At 67.7% G+C, this 17,037-nt stretch carries 17 protein-coding genes; 10 read left to right on the top strand and 7 right to left on the bottom strand.

The window, feature by feature from the left end; translation table 11 throughout:
- Window positions 1–57: 57 nt before the first annotated feature.
- The 7 genes from kdpC to FFI87_RS11885 form a co-directional block, all read right to left on the bottom strand.
- Entirely contained in the window at window positions 58–639 is a 582-nt protein-coding gene (gene kdpC, locus FFI87_RS11855; RefSeq protein WP_138847396.1) for a potassium-transporting ATPase subunit KdpC, read from the bottom strand.
- Between the two features lie 24 nt (window positions 640–663).
- On the bottom strand, window positions 664–2,775 hold the full coding sequence (gene kdpB / locus FFI87_RS11860; protein WP_138847395.1) for a potassium-transporting ATPase subunit KdpB: 2,112 nt from the start codon (window positions 2,773–2,775) through the stop codon (window positions 664–666).
- 54 nt (window positions 2,776–2,829) lie between these two features.
- Window positions 2,830–4,635, bottom strand: a complete 1,806-nt coding sequence (gene kdpA / locus FFI87_RS11865) for a potassium-transporting ATPase subunit KdpA (RefSeq protein WP_138847394.1) — start codon at window positions 4,633–4,635, stop codon at window positions 2,830–2,832.
- Window positions 4,632–4,724: a K(+)-transporting ATPase subunit F gene (gene kdpF / locus FFI87_RS11870; protein ID WP_006752209.1), complete on the bottom strand. Its 93-nt coding sequence runs from the start codon at window positions 4,722–4,724 to the stop codon at window positions 4,632–4,634. The genes kdpA and kdpF overlap by 4 nt, the downstream gene beginning before the upstream one ends.
- Before the next feature lie 321 nt (window positions 4,725–5,045).
- Entirely contained in the window at window positions 5,046–6,020 is a 975-nt protein-coding gene (locus tag FFI87_RS11875) for a quinone oxidoreductase family protein (RefSeq protein ID WP_011657515.1), read from the bottom strand.
- Between the two features lie 1,157 nt (window positions 6,021–7,177).
- Window positions 7,178–7,570 carry a methylglyoxal synthase gene (locus FFI87_RS11880; protein ID WP_006752212.1) on the bottom strand — a complete coding sequence of 131 codons (393 nt, stop codon included), beginning with the start codon at window positions 7,568–7,570 and terminating at the stop codon, window positions 7,178–7,180.
- Window positions 7,571–7,624: 54 nt separating this feature from the next.
- Entirely contained in the window at window positions 7,625–8,404 is a 780-nt protein-coding gene (locus tag FFI87_RS11885) for an SDR family oxidoreductase (RefSeq protein WP_011657516.1), read from the bottom strand.
- A 224-nt stretch (window positions 8,405–8,628) separates the two neighbouring features.
- On the opposite strand from FFI87_RS11885, the gene upp reads away from it, so the two are divergent.
- The 10 genes from upp to FFI87_RS11935 all read left to right on the top strand — a co-directional run bounded on the left by upp (window position 8,629) and on the right by FFI87_RS11935 (window position 16,946).
- Window positions 8,629–9,279, top strand: coding sequence for a uracil phosphoribosyltransferase (upp, locus tag FFI87_RS11890; protein ID WP_006478229.1), 651 nt, complete (start codon window positions 8,629–8,631; stop codon window positions 9,277–9,279).
- A gap of 216 nt (window positions 9,280–9,495) precedes the next feature.
- Window positions 9,496–10,224, top strand: coding sequence for a YebC/PmpR family DNA-binding transcriptional regulator (locus tag FFI87_RS11895; RefSeq protein WP_006752214.1), 729 nt, complete (start codon window positions 9,496–9,498; stop codon window positions 10,222–10,224).
- Between the two features lie 105 nt (window positions 10,225–10,329).
- On the top strand, window positions 10,330–11,610 hold the full coding sequence (purD, locus tag FFI87_RS11900; RefSeq protein ID WP_012364345.1) for a phosphoribosylamine--glycine ligase: 1,281 nt from the start codon (window positions 10,330–10,332) through the stop codon (window positions 11,608–11,610).
- A 107-nt stretch (window positions 11,611–11,717) separates the two neighbouring features.
- Window positions 11,718–12,638, top strand: a complete 921-nt coding sequence (gene hemF, locus FFI87_RS11905) for an oxygen-dependent coproporphyrinogen oxidase (protein WP_138847393.1) — start codon at window positions 11,718–11,720, stop codon at window positions 12,636–12,638.
- Window positions 12,635–13,393: a nicotinate-nucleotide adenylyltransferase gene (locus FFI87_RS11910; protein WP_012364347.1), complete on the top strand. Its 759-nt coding sequence runs from the start codon at window positions 12,635–12,637 to the stop codon at window positions 13,391–13,393. The genes hemF and FFI87_RS11910 overlap by 4 nt, the downstream gene beginning before the upstream one ends.
- A 4-nt stretch (window positions 13,394–13,397) precedes the next feature.
- Window positions 13,398–13,838 carry a ribosome silencing factor gene (gene rsfS / locus FFI87_RS11915; protein WP_105786950.1) on the top strand — a complete coding sequence of 147 codons (441 nt, stop codon included), beginning with the start codon at window positions 13,398–13,400 and terminating at the stop codon, window positions 13,836–13,838.
- A gap of 19 nt (window positions 13,839–13,857) precedes the next feature.
- On the top strand, window positions 13,858–14,328 hold the full coding sequence (rlmH, locus tag FFI87_RS11920) for a 23S rRNA (pseudouridine(1915)-N(3))-methyltransferase RlmH (protein ID WP_006761054.1): 471 nt from the start codon (window positions 13,858–13,860) through the stop codon (window positions 14,326–14,328).
- Between the two features lie 50 nt (window positions 14,329–14,378).
- A complete protein-coding gene (locus FFI87_RS11925) occupies window positions 14,379–15,011 on the top strand; it encodes a Maf family protein (RefSeq protein WP_012364349.1) in 633 nt (210 codons plus the stop codon).
- 8 nt (window positions 15,012–15,019) lie between these two features.
- A complete protein-coding gene (gene rng / locus FFI87_RS11930) occupies window positions 15,020–16,489 on the top strand; it encodes a ribonuclease G (protein WP_006752221.1) in 1,470 nt (489 codons plus the stop codon).
- A gap of 121 nt (window positions 16,490–16,610) precedes the next feature.
- Window positions 16,611–16,946, top strand: a complete 336-nt coding sequence (locus FFI87_RS11935) for a YggL family protein (protein ID WP_006752222.1) — start codon at window positions 16,611–16,613, stop codon at window positions 16,944–16,946.
- Window positions 16,947–17,037 lie beyond the last annotated feature (91 nt).

A 17,037-nucleotide genomic window follows, 5' to 3' on the forward strand; every position in this document is an offset into this window, starting at 1 on the left:
GTCGGAAAAATCGGACCCGGCGCGCCGCACGCCGCGCCGGGAAGCCCGCGTCCACTTTCAGTGCACGGCCTGCGCCGCGTCGAGCGCGAGATTCAGCTTCAGCACGTTCACGCGCGGCTCGCCGAGCACGCCGAACTGGCGGCCCGCCGTGTTCGCGGCGACGAGCTGCGCGACCGTGTCGGCGGTCAGATTGCGCGCCTTCGCGACGCGCTCGACCTGGTATGCGGCGGCGGCCGGCGTGATCTCCGGATCGAGGCCGCTCGCCGAGGCCGTCACGAGATCGACCGGCACGGGCTTCGACAGGTCGGTGCCCGCGTCGCGCAGCGCGGCGATGCGCGCCTTCACCTGCTCGGCGAGCGACGGATTGAGCGGGCCGAGGTTCGAGCCGCCGGAGCCGCTCGCGTTGTACGGCATCGGCGAGGTAGCCGACAGCCGGCCCCAGAAGTACTTCGGCGCGTCGAACGGCTGGCCGATCAGCGCGGAGCCGACTGCACGGCCGTCCTTCTCGATCAGGCTGCCGTTCGCCTGCGACGGGAACACGGCCTGCCCGAACACGGTCATCACGGCCGGGTAAGCGAGCCCCGTCACGACGGTCAGTACGACAAAGATCACGACGAGCGGGCGAATCAACGTTTTCATGATGGTTCCTTCAGGTACGGCGCATCAGGCCCAGCCGAGCGCGGCGAGCGTCATGTCGATCAGCTTGATGAACGGGAACGGCAGCAGCAGGCCGCCGAGGCCGTACACCAGCAGGTTGCGGCGCAGCAGCGACGCGGCGCCGAGCGGCCGGTAGGGGACGCCCTTCAGCGCGAGCGGGATCAGCGCGACGATGATCAGCGCGTTGAAGATCACCGCCGACAGGATCGCGGATGCCGGCGAGCTCAAGTGCATGATGTCGAGCACGCGCAGCTGCGGGTACGTCGTCACGAACGCGGCCGGGATGATCGCGAAGTACTTCGCGATGTCGTTCGCGATCGAGAAGGTCGTCAGCGAGCCGCGCGTCATCAGCATCTGCTTGCCGATCTCGACGATCTCGATCAGCTTCGTCGGGTTCGAATCGAGGTCGACCATGTTGCCGGCTTCCTTCGCCGCCTGCGTGCCGGTGTTCATCGCCACGGCCACGTCGGCCTGCGCGAGCGCCGGCGCGTCGTTGGTGCCGTCGCCCGTCATCGCGACGAGCCGGCCGGCCGTCTGGTGCTCGCGGATCGTCGCGAGCTTGGTTTCCGGCGTCGCTTCCGCGAGGAAATCGTCGACGCCCGCCTCCGCCGCGATCGCCGCGGCGGTCAACCGGTTGTCGCCCGTCACCATCACGGTCTTGATGCCCATCTTGCGCAGTTCCGCGAAGCGCTCCTTGATGCCGCCCTTCACGATGTCCTTCAGCTCGATCACGCCGAGCACGCGCGCCACGCCGTCATGCAGGTCGGCCACGACGAGCGGCGTGCTGCCGCGGCGCGCGACGTCGTCGACCGCGCGGCGCACTTCTTCCGGGAAGCGGCCGCCGTGTGTCTCGACGTAGCGGCGAATCGCGTCGGCCGCGCCCTTGCGGATCTCGCGACCGGGCGCGCCGGCGGGGGTCCCCTCGGGGAACAGATCGACGCCGCTCATGCGCGTCTGCGCGGAAAAGCCGAGGAACGTCGCGTGCAGTTGCGCCATGTCGCGCTGGCGGATGTTGAAGCGCTCCTTGGCCAGCACGACGATGCTGCGCCCTTCCGGCGTTTCGTCGGCGAGCGACGACAGCTGCGCGGCGTCGGCCAGCGCTTCCTCGGTCACGCCCGGCGCCGGCACGAACATCGACGCCTGGCGGTTGCCGAGGGTAATCGTGCCGGTCTTGTCGAGCAGCAGCACGTCGACGTCGCCGGCCGCTTCCACCGCGCGGCCCGACGTCGCGATCACGTTCGCCTGCATCATCCGGCTCATCCCCGCCACGCCGATCGCGGACAGCAGGCCGCCGATCGTCGTCGGAATCAGGCACACCAGCAGCGCGACGAGCGCGGTGATCGTCACCACGTGACCGGCCTTCATCGCTTCGACCGAGAACATCGAGAACGGCAGCAGCGTCGCAGTCGCGAGCAGCATCACGATCGTCAGCGCGACGAGCAGGATCGTCAGCGCGACCTCGTTCGGCGTCTTCTTGCGCTTTGCGCCTTCGACCATCGCGATCATCCGGTCGAGGAACGCCTCGCCCGGGTTCGCGGTGACTTTCACGACGATCCAGTCGGACAGCACGCGCGTGCCGCCCGTCACCGACGAGAAGTCGCCGCCCGACTCGCGGATCACCGGTGCGGATTCGCCGGTGATCGCCGATTCGTCGACCGACGCGACGCCGTCGATCACCTCGCCGTCGGCCGGGATCACGTCGCCGGCCTCGACCAGCACGACGTCGCCGCGGCGCAGGTCGGACGCGGTCGTGATGCGGATCGGCGACTTCGGATGCGGCTCGTTCAGCTTCTTCGCCAGCACATCCTTCTTCGCGCTGCGCAGCGATGCGGCCTGCGCCTTCGAACGCCCTTCGGCGAGCGCTTCGGCGAAGTTCGCGAACAGCACGGTGAACCACAGCCACAGCGCGATCGCGAGGATGAAGCCGGCCGGCGCCTCGGCCTGGCCGGCGAGCGCCGCGATCCACAGGATCGTGGTCAGGATGCTGCCGACGTACACGCAGAACATCACCGGGTTGCGGAACTGCGTGCGCGGCGTGAGTTTCTTGAACGAGTCCACGATCGCCGGACGCAGCAGCGCCGGATCGAACATGGACCGTGTTGCGGAATGTTGAGTCATTGCGATCTCTTCAATCTCTTCAGTCGTTTCAACGTGTCGCGATGCGCTCGCGCGTTACGCGCCCAGCCACATCATCAGATGCTCGACGCCCGGGCCGAGCGCGAGCGCCGGCACGTAGGTCAGCGCGCCCACCAGCAGCACGGTGCCCAGCAGCAGCACGACGAACAGCGGACCGTGCGTCGGCAGCGTGCCGCTCGTCACCGCGATGCGCTTCTTCGCGGCGAGCGAGCCGGCGATCGCCAGCACCGGCACGATCGTGCCGAAACGGCCGAACCACATCGCGATCGCGGTCATCCAGTTGTAGAACGGCGTGCCGACCGTCAGTCCCGCGAACGCGCTGCCGTTGTTGTTCGCGGCCGAGCTGAACGCGTACAGGATTTCCGAGAAGCCGTGCGGGCCCGGGTTCGCGATGCCGGCCTTGCCTGCGTCGGCCAGCACCGCGATCGACGTGCCGACCAGCACGAGCAGCGGCGTCAGCAGCACGACGATCGACACCATCTTCATCTCGTACGACTCGATCTTCTTGCCGACGTATTCGGGCGTGCGACCGATCATCAGGCCGGCGACGAACACCGCGAGCAGCGCGAACACGAGCATTCCGTAGAGGCCCGAACCGACACCGCCGTAGACCACCTCGCCGAGCTGCATCAGCAGCATTGGGACGAGGCCGCCGAGCGGCGTCAGCGAATCGTGCATCGTGTCGACCGCGCCGCACGACGCGGCCGTCGTCGCGACCGTGAAGATGCCGGTCTGCGCGATCCCGAAGCGCGTTTCCTTGCCTTCCATGTTGCCGCCCGGCTGCAGCGCGCCGGCCGACTGGTCGACGTGAAGCGCGGCGAACGTCGGGGTGCCGCCCTGCTCGGCGCTCACCTCGACGCCGACCGCGACCGCGAACGCGACCGTCATCGCCGCGAGCACCGCGATGCCCTGCCGGCGGTCGCCGATCATGCGGCCGAACACCAGGCACAGCGCGGCCGGGATGATCAGGATCGAGAAGATCTGCAGGAAGTTCGCGAACGGCGTCGGGTTCTCGTACGGGTGCGACGAATTCGCATTGAAGAAGCCGCCGCCATTGGTGCCGAGCATCTTGATCGCTTCCTGCGACGCGACCGGGCCCATCGCGAGCGTCTGCTTGACGAGCGGGGTCGGCACCGTCACCGGGTTGCCCTTGTCGTCCTTCACCGGGCTGCCCTGCGCGTCGAGCTTCGGCGCCGCGTACGTGCTCGCCTGCAGCACCGGTACGTCCTGGTACGCCTTCATGTTCTGGATCACGCCCTGGCTCATCAGCAGCGCCGCGACGAGCGCGGCCATCGGCACGAGCACGTACAGCGTCACGCGCGTGAGGTCGACCCAGAAGTTGCCGATCGTCTGCGCGGTGTGGCGCGCGAAGCCGCGGATCAGCGCGATCACGACGACGATGCCGGTCGCCGCCGACAGGAAGTTCTGCACGGTCAGGCCGAGCATCTGCGTCAGGTAGCCGACCGTCTGCTCGGGCGTGTAGTCCTGCCAGTTCGTGTTGGTGACGAAGCTGACGGCCGTGTTGAACGCACCGTCGGGCGTCATCGCGCCGAACTGCTGCGGGTTGCCGGGCAGCAAGCCCTGCAGGCGCAGCAGCCCGTAAAGGAACAGCACGCCGAGCGCGTTGAACGCGATCGTCGCGATCGCGTATTGCTTCCAGTTCATTTCGGTGCCGGCGTCGACGCCGGCGATGCGGTACAGCACCCGCTCGAGCGGCCCGAACACGCGCACGACGCGCGAGCTGCCGTCCATCACGCGGCTCAGGTAGCGCGCGACGGGTACGGCCGCCGCGAGCAGCACGACGATGAACAGCAGTATCTGCAACAGGTTGTTCGCGTTCATTCGATGTCCTCCGCGCGCAGCAGCGCAAAGACGAGATACGCGAACAGCAGGGCCGTCGACGCGCCCGCCAGCCAAAGCATCCAGGTCATGCCCGCCCCCCGCGACCGTATTGCACGAGCTTCTCGCAACCGGCAAGCAAACCGAGGATCAGCGCGGTGAACAGCACCAGTGCACCGATGAAAACCCCATCCATTTTTGTGTTCTCCGTCGTCGAAATCTGACGACTCGAACCTTATGGGAACGCGCGTAAAGGACGGGTCAAAGGTGATCGGGCGGGTGTAAAAAACGCGTAAACGCGTGCGGCGGAGGACGGCGGGCGGTTGCGGCGGGCGGGAGAGCAGACAGGACGGGCGGTGGCCGGCGCCGCCCGCAAGGGCGCGTGCCGGCGGGGTGCCGGCACGACGGACGGGTCAGGGAATGAGGATCGTCGAGCCGGTCGTCTTGCGCGACTCGAGGTCGGCATGCGCGCGGCCGACTTCCGCGAGCGGATAGCGCTGGTTGATACTCGTCTTCACCTTGCCCGTCAGGATCACGTCGAACAGCTCGGCGGCCGCGGCTTCGAGATCGGCGCGCTTCGCGATGTACGAGAACAGCGTCGGCCGCGTGAAGAACAGCGAGCCGCGCGACGAGAACTCCTTCGAGTCGATCGCCGGCAGCGGGCCGGATGCATTGCCGAAGCTGACGAAGTAGCCGAGCGGCGCGAGGCAGTCGAGCGAACCGATGTAGGTGTCCTTGCCGATCGAATCGTAGACGACCGGCACGCCCGCGCCGTTCGTGATCTCCTTCACGCGCTGCGTGAAGTTCTCGCGCGTGTAGACGATCGGATGATCGCAGCCGTGCGCCTTCGCGAGCGCGGCCTTCTCGTCGGAGCCGACCGTCCCGATCACGGTCGCGCCGAGCGCCTTCGCCCACTGGCACACGAGCAGGCCGACGCCGCCGGCCGCCGCATGGATCAGGATCGTGTCGCCGGCCTTCACCGGGTATGTGCGGCGCAGCAGGTAGTGCGCGGTCAACCCCTGCAGCATCACCGAGGCCGCGTCGTCATCGCTGATGCCGTCCGGCAGCTTCACGAGCCGCTCCGCCGGCATCACGCGCTCCTGCGCATACGCGCCCGGCGGCTGCCCGACGTATGCGACGCGATCGCCCGCCTTGAAGGCGGTCACGCCGTCGCCGACGGCCGTCACCTCGCCCGCCGCCTCCATCCCGAGACCGCCGGGCAGCGGCTGCGGATAGAGGCCCGTGCGGAAATACACGTCGATGTAATTGAGCCCGACCGCCTGCTGCCGGATGCGGACTTCGCCCGCCTTCGGCGCGCCGACCTCGACATCGACCCACTTCATCACGTCCGGGCCGCCGGGCTGGTCGTATCGGATTGCTTTCGGCATCGTTTCGCTCCTTGTTTGTCTGGAAATCGGGTCTGGCGACCACATCGACGCCGACCGAACGGCGATGACTGCGGACGCGGGTCGCAATGCGCGATTCTCGCGCGTTGCACGTGGCCATGCAGCACGTCATCGCAATCCCTTCACGGGGACAGGGTTTTCGCGGGAAACGGACCGGCATCGACCGCGGATGCCGACGGATGGCACGGCGTCAAATGAATCGTCGTCGTTTTTTCCTCACGCGGTGCAACATGAATGGCATCGGCAACACTTCGTCACATTCGAATTCATGGCCTGCAGAGTGGATGAATTGCCGTCCTGTTCACGATGGCGGAACCCGGCCGGTGAGGTTTCCCGTTCCGCCCGGCACGCGACGACTCACCGGTGCCGCATCGCCCCTGTGTCGGGGCGGGACAATTCTTCACTTTATGTACTATTGAAACATGCTAACCATTGATACAGATGACTTTCGGCTTCAAATCGAGCCGGTGGCTGCGCGACGCGAGGAACCGGGAGGCCCGTATCTCGAATGGATCGATGTGCAAATAAAAGTGACGGCGCCAGGTATTCAGGCGGAAGGGCAATGGAGTGTCATGCCCGGCGAGCTGCGACAATTTCAGCAACAGGTTCAATCCATGCAAACGCAGCTTCAATCCGGACAACGTGCGGAGTTGACAGGCGTTGAGCCGGGGTTTGGACTGATACTACACACACTTGATCGAGGCGCAATCACTGGAGACTGGCGTTTTCAGCCGATACCACCCGATGGAGCATGCGTTACGGGGCATTGCGGGCTGGATCAGTCTTTCCTGTGCGGACTGCTACAAGGAATTAAATCCCTTCTGTCGTTCGCAGGAACGAGCAATTCACCGTAGGCAAACCCCTCGCGCGCGGAACCGCGCGCTTGCGCGAGTCGACCAGCACCTCGAGCTGAAGATGCCGGCGAGCAACCAGACTCGAATGGCCCGAATACCGGCTGCGGGGCCGCCAGGAGTGGCGCGATGAAGCGCCCGCACCTGGCCGTTGTGGGCAGCGCACCGGCCGGCCCGCTCGACGGCGGGGCACTCGGCACGATCCGTCCGGAACTCCCCGAGCAATCGCATACGAGCCCATTCAAACAAAACCTCGACCGTCAAAGCGAGGCGTTTTTCAACAATCTGCTAGCAGACGTCCTGCATGTTCCGCGCGAGATCGTCGAGCAGCATCCGCGCGGTCGCGACGTTGGTCGCGACCGGCACGTCGTGCACGTCGCACGCGCGCACCAGCGCGGTGATGTCCGGATCGTGCGGCTGCGCGGTCATCGGGTCGCGCAGGAACACGACGATGTCGACGCGGCCGTCGGCCAGCTCCGCACCGATCTGCAGGTCGCCGCCGAGCGGCCCCGACAGCTTGCGCTCGACCTCGAGCCCGTGCGCGGCGGCGATGCGGCCGCCCGTCGTGCCCGTCGCGACCAGCCGGCATTGCGCGAGCGTCTCGCGGAACTGGCCCGTGAGCGCGACGATGTCGTCCTTCTTCGCGTCGTGCGCAATCAATGCGATGCGGGGTTTGCTCATCTCCGGTTCCTTCGTGGTTCGATGGTTGTCGTCTTTTGAATGGCGGTGCGCGCGTCAGAACGTGCCCGGATACGCGCCGCCGTCGAGCAGCCAGTTCTGCCCGGTGATATAGCCGGCATGCACGCTGCAGAGGAACGCGCACGCGGCGCCGAATTCGGCGCGCGTGCCGAGGCGCCCGGCCGGGATCTCCTTCGCGCGCCGCGCGCGCAGTTCGTCGACCGTCACGCCCTGCGCCTTCGCCGACGCGGCGAGCGTCGTCGCGATCCGGTCGGTGTCGAACAGCCCCGGCAGCAGGTTGTTGATGGTCACGCCCTGGCCGGCGACCTTGCGCGACAGCCCCGCGACGAAGCCGGTCAGCCCCGAGCGCGCGCCGTTCGACAGCGCGAGCACGTCGATCGGCGCCTTCACCGCCGAACTCGTGATATTGACGATCCGGCCGAAGCCGCGCCCGATCATCCCGTCGACGGTCGCGCGGATCAGCTCGATCGGCGTCAGCATGTTCGCCTCGAGCGCGCGGATCCAGTCGTCGTGCGAGAAATCGCGGAAGTCGCCAGGCGGCGGGCCGCCCGCATTGTTCACGAGAATGTCCGGCTGCGGGCAGGCGGCGAGCGCAGCCGCGCGCCCGTCGGGCGTCGTGATGTCGCACGCGACGGCGGTGACCGACACGTTCGACGCGGCGCGGATCTCCTCGGCGGTTTCCTCCAGCGTGTCGCGCGTGCGCGCGACGATCACGAGATTCACGCCCTCGGCGGCCAGCGCTTCCGCGCAGCCGCGCCCGAGGCCCTTGCTCGCCGCGCACACGAGGGCGGTCTTTCCTGCGATACCGAGATCCATCGTCGATTCCTTTATGGCGACGCGCGCCGGCGCGGCCCGGCCCCGGCCGCATCGCCGGACGGGCGAACGGTCGCGAACGGGCTGGCATGACGCGCGGATTGTCGTGAGACGTCGATAATATCCGGATTGCGCGGCGCGCCTTGGTAAAATTGCGGCCATGAGCGGCAGCCGGCTTGCGCCCGCCGCCGCCCCCGATCCCCTTTTGCCGTCAAGGCGCCCCCGTCATGAAACAGGACAGCCGTTTCCCGAATCTCTTCATCACCGATCACCCGCTGATCCAGCACAAGCTCACGCACATGCGCGACAAGGACACGTCGACGCGCACGTTCCGCGAGCTGCTGCGCGAAATCACGCTGCTGATGGGCTACGAGATCACCCGCAACCTGCCAATCACGACCAAGCGGGTCGAAACCCCGCTCGTCGCGGTCGACGCACCGGTGATCGCGGGCAAGAAGCTGGCGATCGTGCCCGTGCTGCGCGCGGGCATCGGGATGTCGGACGGCCTGCTCGACCTGGTCCCGTCCGCGCGGGTCGGCCACATCGGCGTGTACCGCGCGGAAGATCACCGCCCGGTCGAATACCTGGTGCGCCTGCCGGACCTCGAAGACCGCATCTTCATCCTGTGCGACCCAATGGTCGCGACCGGCTACTCGGCCGTGCACGCGGTCGACGTGCTCAAGCGCCGCAACGTGCCGGCCGCGAACATCATGTTCGTCGCGCTGGTCGCCGCGCCCGAAGGCGTGCAGGTGTTCCAGGACGCGCACCCGGACGTGAAACTGTTCGTCGCGTCGCTCGACTCGCACCTGAACGAGCACGCGTACATCGTGCCGGGCCTGGGCGACGCGGGCGACCGCCTGTTCGGCACCAAGAACTGACGCGCCGCGGCCGGGCTGAGCGGCCGGTGCGCGGCGACGGCCCGCACCGGCCGTTCGGCCATGCGCGGCGGCCCCGAAGCGACGGTCGCCGCGTGATAAAATCACGTTCTACTCGACACGCGCGGCCCCGCGGCATCACGCCCGCCGACACGGCCGCCGATTCAACGACACATTGGCACAATCGCCCGCGCAGCGCGCCCGGGCACGGAGAAAGGTATGGCTGGTCATTCGAAATGGGCCAACATCAAGCACAAGAAGGCAGCGGCCGACGCGAAGCGCGGCAAGATCTGGACCCGCCTGATCAAGGAAATCCAGGTCGCGGCGCGCCTCGGCGGCGGTGACGCGAACTCGAACCCGCGTCTGCGTCTCGCGGTCGACAAGGCGGCCGACGCGAACATGCCGAAGGACAACGTCAAGCGCGCGATCGACCGCGGCGTCGGCGGCGCGGACGGCGCGAACTACGAAGAAATCCGTTACGAAGGCTACGGCATCAGCGGCGCGGCCATCATCGTCGACACGCTGACCGACAACCGCACCCGCACGGTCGCGGAAGTGCGCCACGCGTTCTCGAAGTTCGGCGGCAACATGGGCACCGACGGTTCGGTCGCGTTCATGTTCGATCACGTCGGCCAGTTCCTGTTCGCGCCCGGCACGTCGGAAGACGCGCTGATGGAAGCGGCGCTCGAAGCCGGCGCGGACGACGTCAGCACGAACGACGACGGCTCGATCGAGGTGCTGTGCGACTGGCAGGCGTTCTCGGCGGTGAAGGACGCGCTCGAAGCCGCGGGCTTCAAGGCCGAACTCGCCGAAGTGACGATGAAGCCGCAGAACGAAGTCGAATTCACCGGCGACGATGCGGCGAAGATGCAGAAGCTCCTGGACGCGCTCGAGAACCTCGACGACGTGCAGGAGGTGTATACGAACGCCGTCATCGTCGAGGAATGAGATGCCGGCCGCCGTGCACACTGTCACGGCGGCGGCCCGACCGATTTCGCGGCCGGCGCGCCTGAGCGTGCCGGCCGCCCTGTTTTCTAGTCTGCGGGGAATCCCATGAAACTACTCGTCGTCGGTTCAGGCGGCCGCGAACATGCGCTCGCGTGGAAGCTCGCGCAATCGCCGCGCGTCCAGATGGTCTACGTCGCGCCCGGCAATGGCGGCACGGCGCAAGACGAGCGTCTGAAAAACGTCGACATCACGTCGCTCGACGCGCTGGCCGATTTCGCGGAGAGCGAAGGCGTCGCGTTCACGCTCGTCGGGCCGGAAGCGCCGCTCGCGGCCGGCATCGTCAACCTGTTCCGCGCCCGCGGCCTGAAGGTGTTCGGCCCGACCCGCGAAGCCGCGCAGCTCGAAAGCTCGAAGGATTTCGCGAAGGCGTTCATGAAGCGTCACGGCATCCCGACCGCCGACTACGAAACCTTCTCCGACGCCGCCGCCGCGCACGCGTACATCGACACGAAGGGTGCGCCGATCGTCGTGAAGGCCGACGGCCTCGCGGCCGGCAAGGGTGTCGTCGTCGCGATGACGCTGGAAGAAGCGCACGCCGCGGTCGACATGATGCTGTCGGGCAACAAGCTGGGCGACGCCGGCGCGCGCGTCGTGATCGAGGAATTCCTCGACGGCGAGGAAGCGAGCTTCATCGTGATGGTCGACGGCAAGCACGCGCTGGCACTGGCATCGAGCCAGGACCACAAGCGCCTGCTGGACGAGGATCGCGGCCCGAACACGGGCGGCATGGGCGCCTATTCGCCTGCGCCGATCGTCACGCCGCAGATGCACGCCCGCGTGATGCGCGAAATCATCATGCCGACGGTACGCGGGATGGAGAAGGACGGCATCCGCTTCACGGGCTTCCTGTATGCGGGCCTGATGATCGACAAGGAAGGCAATCCGCGCACGCTCGAGTTCAACTGCCGGATGGGCGACCCCGAGACGCAGCCGATCATGGCGCGCCTGAAGAGCGATTTCTCGAAGGTCGTCGAACAGGCGATCGCGGGCACGCTCGATTCGGTCGAGCTCGACTGGGATCGCCGCACCGCGCTCGGCGTCGTGCTGGCCGCGCACGGCTATCCGGACGCGCCGCGCAAGGGCGACCGCATCAACGGGATCCCGGCCGAGACAGCCCAGGCCGTGACGTTCCATGCAGGCACGACGCTCGCCGAAGGCGACAAGCTCGTCACGTCGGGCGGCCGCGTGCTGTGCGTGGTCGGCCTCGCCGATTCGGTGCGCGAAGCGCAGCAGCATGCATACGACACGATCAACCAGATCAATTTCGAAGGCATGCAGTACCGGCGCGACATCGGCTTTCGTGCACTGAACCGCAAGAGCGCGTGACGCACTGACGGCCTGCCCGCGCAGGCCCCTCTGCCGGGGTTCGATAGAATGCCCGGCAGTGGCCTTTTTTACGGCCCCCGCTTCGCGCGAGGGCATCCAGTCCAGACATGACCGATTCCACCTACGACGTGCCACGCGTGCGCACGTACCTCCAGGGCCTGCAGACTCGCATCGCCGACGCGCTCGGCGCGCTCGACGGCACGCCGCTTGCGACCGACGCATGGCAGCGCGGCCCTGAAGAGCGGCTGCGCGGCGGCGGCTGTACGCGGATTCTCGAAGGCGGCCGCGTGTTCGAGCGCGCGGGGATCGGTTTTTCCGACGTCGCGGGCGACGCGCTGCCGCCGTCGGCGAGCGCCGCGCGCCCGCAGCTGGCCGGCCGCGGCTTCGAGGCGCTCGGTGTGTCGCTCGTGCTGCACCCGCGCAACCCATACTGCCCGACCGTGCACATGAACGTGCGGATGCTGATCGCGACGAAGCCGGGCGAGGCGCCGATCTTCTGGTTCGGCGGCGGCATGGATCTGACACCGGTTTATCCGTTCGAGGACGACGCGCGGCATTTCCACCAGGTCTGCAAGGACGCGCTCGATCCGTTCGGCGCCGAGCTCTACCCGCGCTTCAAGACCTGGTGCGACGAGTATTTCTTCCTGAAGCACCGCAACGAGACGCGCGGCATCGGCGGGATCTTCTTCGACGATTTCTCCGAGCCCGGATTCGAACGCTCGTTTGAGATGATGCAAAGTGTCGGCGACGCGTTCCTGAACGCGTACCTGCCGATCGTCGAACGCCGCGCCACGCTGCCGTACGGCGAGCGCGAGCGCGACTTCCAGGCTTACCGGCGCGGCCGCTACGTCGAATTCAACCTCGTGTTCGACCGCGGCACGCTGTTCGGCCTGCAAAGCGGCGGCCGGACCGAATCGATCCTGATGTCGATGCCGCCGGTCGCGAACTGGCGCTACAACTGGCAGCCCGAGCCGGGCTCGCCGGAAGCGCGCCTGAGCGAGTTTCTCGTGCCGCGCGACTGGGTGTGAGCCCGCCGCGCCCCGCCGCCCCAAGAACAGGACACGTTTTTCTGGACACCACCGCCCGCCCCGCCCCGCAGCCGCACCCGCCGTTACGTCGCATCGGCCTGCTGGGCGGCACGTTCGACCCGATCCACGACGGCCACCTCGCGCTCGCGCGCCGGTTCGCCGACGTGCTCGGCCTGACCGAGCTCGCGCTGCTGCCGGCCGGGCAGCCGTACCAGAAGCGCGACGTGTCGGCCGCCGAGCATCGGCTCGCGATGACGCGCGCCGCTGCCGGCTCGCTGCACCTGCCCGGCGTGACGGTCACCGTCGCGACCGACGAGATCGAGCATGCCGGGCCAACCTATACGGTCGAGACGCTCGCGCGCTGGCGCGAGCGGATCGGCCCCGATGCATCGCTGTCGCTGCTGATCGGCGCCGACCAGCTGGTTCGGCTCGACACCTGGCGCGACTGGCGCAAGCTGTTCGACTACGCGCACGTGTGCGCGTCGACGCGCCCGGGTTTCGACCTCGGCGCGGCGTCACCGGCCGTCACGCAGGAAATCGCGCGGCGGCAGGCCGGCGCCGACGTGCTGAAAGCGACGCCGGCCGGCCACCTGCTGATCGACACGACGCTGGCGTTCGATATCGCCGCAACCGACATCCGCGCGCATCTGCGCGAATGCATCGCGCGTCACGCGCAAATGCCCGATGCGTCGGCCGAGCATGTGCCGGCCGCCGTCTGGGCCTATATTCTTCAACATCGTCTCTACCATTCCTGATTCCATGGATATCCGCAAACTGCAGCGCGTGATCGTCGACGCTCTCGAAGACATCAAGGCGCAAGACATCAAGGTGTTCAACACCAGCCACCTGACCGAACTGTTCGACCGCGTGATCGTCGCGTCGGGCACGTCGAACCGCCAGACCAAGGCACTCGCGTCGAGCGTGCGCGACAAGGTCAAGGAAGCCGGCGGCGACATCGTCAGCTCCGAGGGCGAAGACACTGGCGAATGGGTGCTGGTCGACTGTGGCGACGCCGTCGTGCACATCCTGCAACCGGCGCTGCGCCAGTATTACAACCTCGAGGAAATCTGGGGCGACAAGCCCGTGCGGATGAAGCTCGGCGGCGGCAAGGACGGTTTCGCGACGGCCAGCGAAGGCGAGGACGAAGACGAAGAAGCGCCCGCACGCCCGGCGCGCAAGACGGCGGCCCGCCGCCGCTGAGCCGCAGCGAGTCGTCCCGATGAAGCTTTTCATCCTCGCGGTCGGCCACAAGATGCCCGGCTGGATCGCGTCCGGCTTCGACGAATACACGAAGCGGATGCCGCCCGAGCTGCGCATCGAGCTGCGCGAGATCAAGCCCGAACTGCGTTCGGGCGGCCGCAGCGCGGAAAGCGTGATGGCGGCCGAGCGGCAGAAGATCGAGGCCGCGCTGCCGAAGGGCGCGCGCATCGTCGCGCTCGACGAGCGCGGCCGCGACTGGACCACCATGCAGCTCGCGCAGGCACTGCCCGCCTGGCAGCAGGACGGCCGTGACGTCGCGTTCGTGATCGGCGGCGCCGACGGGCTCGATCCGGAACTGAAAGCGCGCGCCGACGTGCTGCTGCGCATCTCGAGCATGACGCTGCCGCACGGGATGGTACGCGTGCTGCTTGCCGAACAGCTTTACCGGGCGTGGAGCATCACGCAGAATCATCCCTATCATCGCGCATGACGTGCCGTCCTCGGACGCGCGCCGCGCGCGCTCACCGAGATAACGACACCATGCCGTCCAGCACGTCCTCCGCCCTTTTCCCGCTCCTTTACCTCGCTTCACAAAGCCCACGCCGCCAGGAATTGCTGCAGCAGATCGGCGTGCGCTTCGAGCTGCTGCTGCCGCGCGCCGACGAGGACGCCGAGGCGCTCGAAGTCGAACTGCCCGGCGAAGCCCCCGACGCGTACGTGCGGCGCGTCACCGTCGCGAAGGCCGAGGCCGCGCGTGCACGCCTCGTCGCGAGCGGCAAGCCGGCCGCGCCGGTGCTCGTCGCCGATACGACGGTGACGATCGACGGCGCGATCCTCGGCAAGCCGGCCGATGCCGACGACGCGCTCGCGATGCTCACCCGCCTCGCGGGCCGCGAACACGAGGTGCTGACCGCGGTTGCCGTGATTGGCGCCGACGGCGAACTGCTGCCGCCCGCGCTGTCGCGCTCGTCGGTGCGCTTTTCGGCTGCACCGCGCGACGCCTTCGCGCGCTACGTCGAAACCGGCGAGCCGTTCGGCAAGGCGGGCGCGTATGCGATCCAGGGGCGCGCCGCCGAATTCATCGAGCGAATCGACGGTTCCCATTCGGGTATCATGGGTCTGCCCCTTTTTGAGACTGCCGCGTTGCTCCGCACCGCGCGCGTCGCCTTCTGAATCCCACCATGAACGAAGAAATCCTGATCAACCTCACGCCCCAGGAAACACGGGTCGCACTCGTCCAGCAAGGCGCGGTGCAGGAGCTTCACGTCGAGCGCACGCTGTCGCGCGGGCGGGTCGGCAACATCTACCTCGGCAAGGTCGTGCGCGTGCTGCCCGGCATGCAGTCGGCGTTCATCGACATCGGCCTGGAGCGCGCGGCGTTCCTGCACGTCGCGGACATCTGGCATCCGCGCCTCGCCGGCGAGCCGCAGTCGGGCGCGCCGCACCAGCCGATCGAGAAGATCGTGTTCGAAGGCCAGACGCTGATGGTCCAGGTGATCAAGGATCCGATCGGCACGAAGGGCGCGCGACTGTCGACGCAGGTCAGCATCGCGGGCCGCACGCTCGTGTATCTGCCGCAGGAGCCGCACATCGGCATCTCGCAGAAGATCGAGAGCGAAGCCGAGCGCGAGGCCGTGCGCGCACGCCTGACCGCCGTGATCCCGCCGGACGAGAAAGGCGGCTACATCGTGCGCACGATCGCCGAGGATGCGACCTCCGAGGAGCTGGCCGGCGACGTCACGTACCTGCGCAAGACCTGGGCGACGATCGTCGCGCAGGCGCAGCGGCTGCCGGCCACGAGCCTGCTGTACCAGGATCTCGACCTCGCGCAGCGCGTGCTGCGCGATTTCTCGAACGACGACACGACGCGCATCCAGGTCGATTCGCGCGAGACGTACCAGCGCCTCGCGGAATTCGCGGACGAGTTCACGCCGGCGGTGAGTCCGAAGCTGCATCACTACACCGGCGAGCGGCCGCTGTTCGACCTGTACAACATCGAGACGGAGATCCAGCGCGCGCTGTCGCGCCGCGTCGACCTGAAGTCGGGCGGCTACCTGATGATCGACCAGACCGAGGCGATGACGACGATCGACGTGAACACCGGCGGCTACGTCGGCGCACGCAACTTCGACGACACGATCTTCAAGACCAACCTCGAGGCCGCGCACACGATCGCGCGGCAATTGCGGCTGCGCAATCTCGGCGGGATCATCATCATCGACTTCATCGACATGGAGAACGCCGAGCATCGCGACGCGGTGCTGTCGGAGCTGAAGAAGGCACTGTCGCGCGACCGCACGCGCGTGACGGTCAACGGCTTCTCGCAGCTCGGGCTCGTCGAGATGACGCGCAAGCGCACGCGCGAATCGCTCGCGCACGTGCTGTGCGAGCCGTGCCCGACCTGCCAGGGCAAGGGCCAGGTGAAGACGTCGCGCACCGTGTGCTACGACATCCTGCGCGAGATCCTGCGCGAGTCGCGCCAGTTCAATCCGCGCGAATTCCGCGTGATCGCCGCGCAGCAGGTGATCGACCTGTTCCTCGACGAGGAGTCCCAGCATCTCGCGATGCTGATCGACTTCATCGGCAAGCCGGTGTCGCTGCAGGTCGAGTCGAACCTGAGCCAGGAGCAGTACGATATCGTGCTGATGTGACGCGCTGCCTGCCCGCCGCCGGCTTTGCCGCGCGGCGCCCCGACGCGGCCGCCCGGGCCGCTTGCGCATGCCGCGCCAGCGCCCGCCGCCGCCCTTTTTCTTTTCACGTACATCACACACCATGAGCCAACGCCACAACCGCCGCCAGCGCAAGAAACTCCACATCGCCGAATTCCAGGAACTCGCGTTCAACGCGACCGCGCAATACCGCAACGAGCTGTCCGACCTCGAGCGCGGCCAGTTGATCGATTCGTTCATCGATTTCGTCGAAGCGAACGGGCTGCTCACCGTCGCGTCCGCCGACGAAGGGATCGGCGCGTACGTGATCTCCGGCGCGCCGCGCGGCACGACCACCGACGCCGACCGCGAGAGCGTGCGTGCATGGCTGGCCGCACGGCCGGAGCTGACCGACGTCCAGGTCAGCGAATTCAGCGACGCGTGGTATCCGGACGCCTGACGCGCCGCTTGCTTCACCCGTCGCGCGGCGCCCGCGCCTGCCCCCGTCCGGGCGGACCGGGCCGGCGCCGCCGCTCCACCCGCACGTCTCC

It is taken from the genome of Burkholderia sp. KBS0801 (assembly GCF_005937855.2).
Classification (GTDB): Bacteria; Pseudomonadota; Gammaproteobacteria; order Burkholderiales; family Burkholderiaceae; genus Burkholderia; species Burkholderia ambifaria.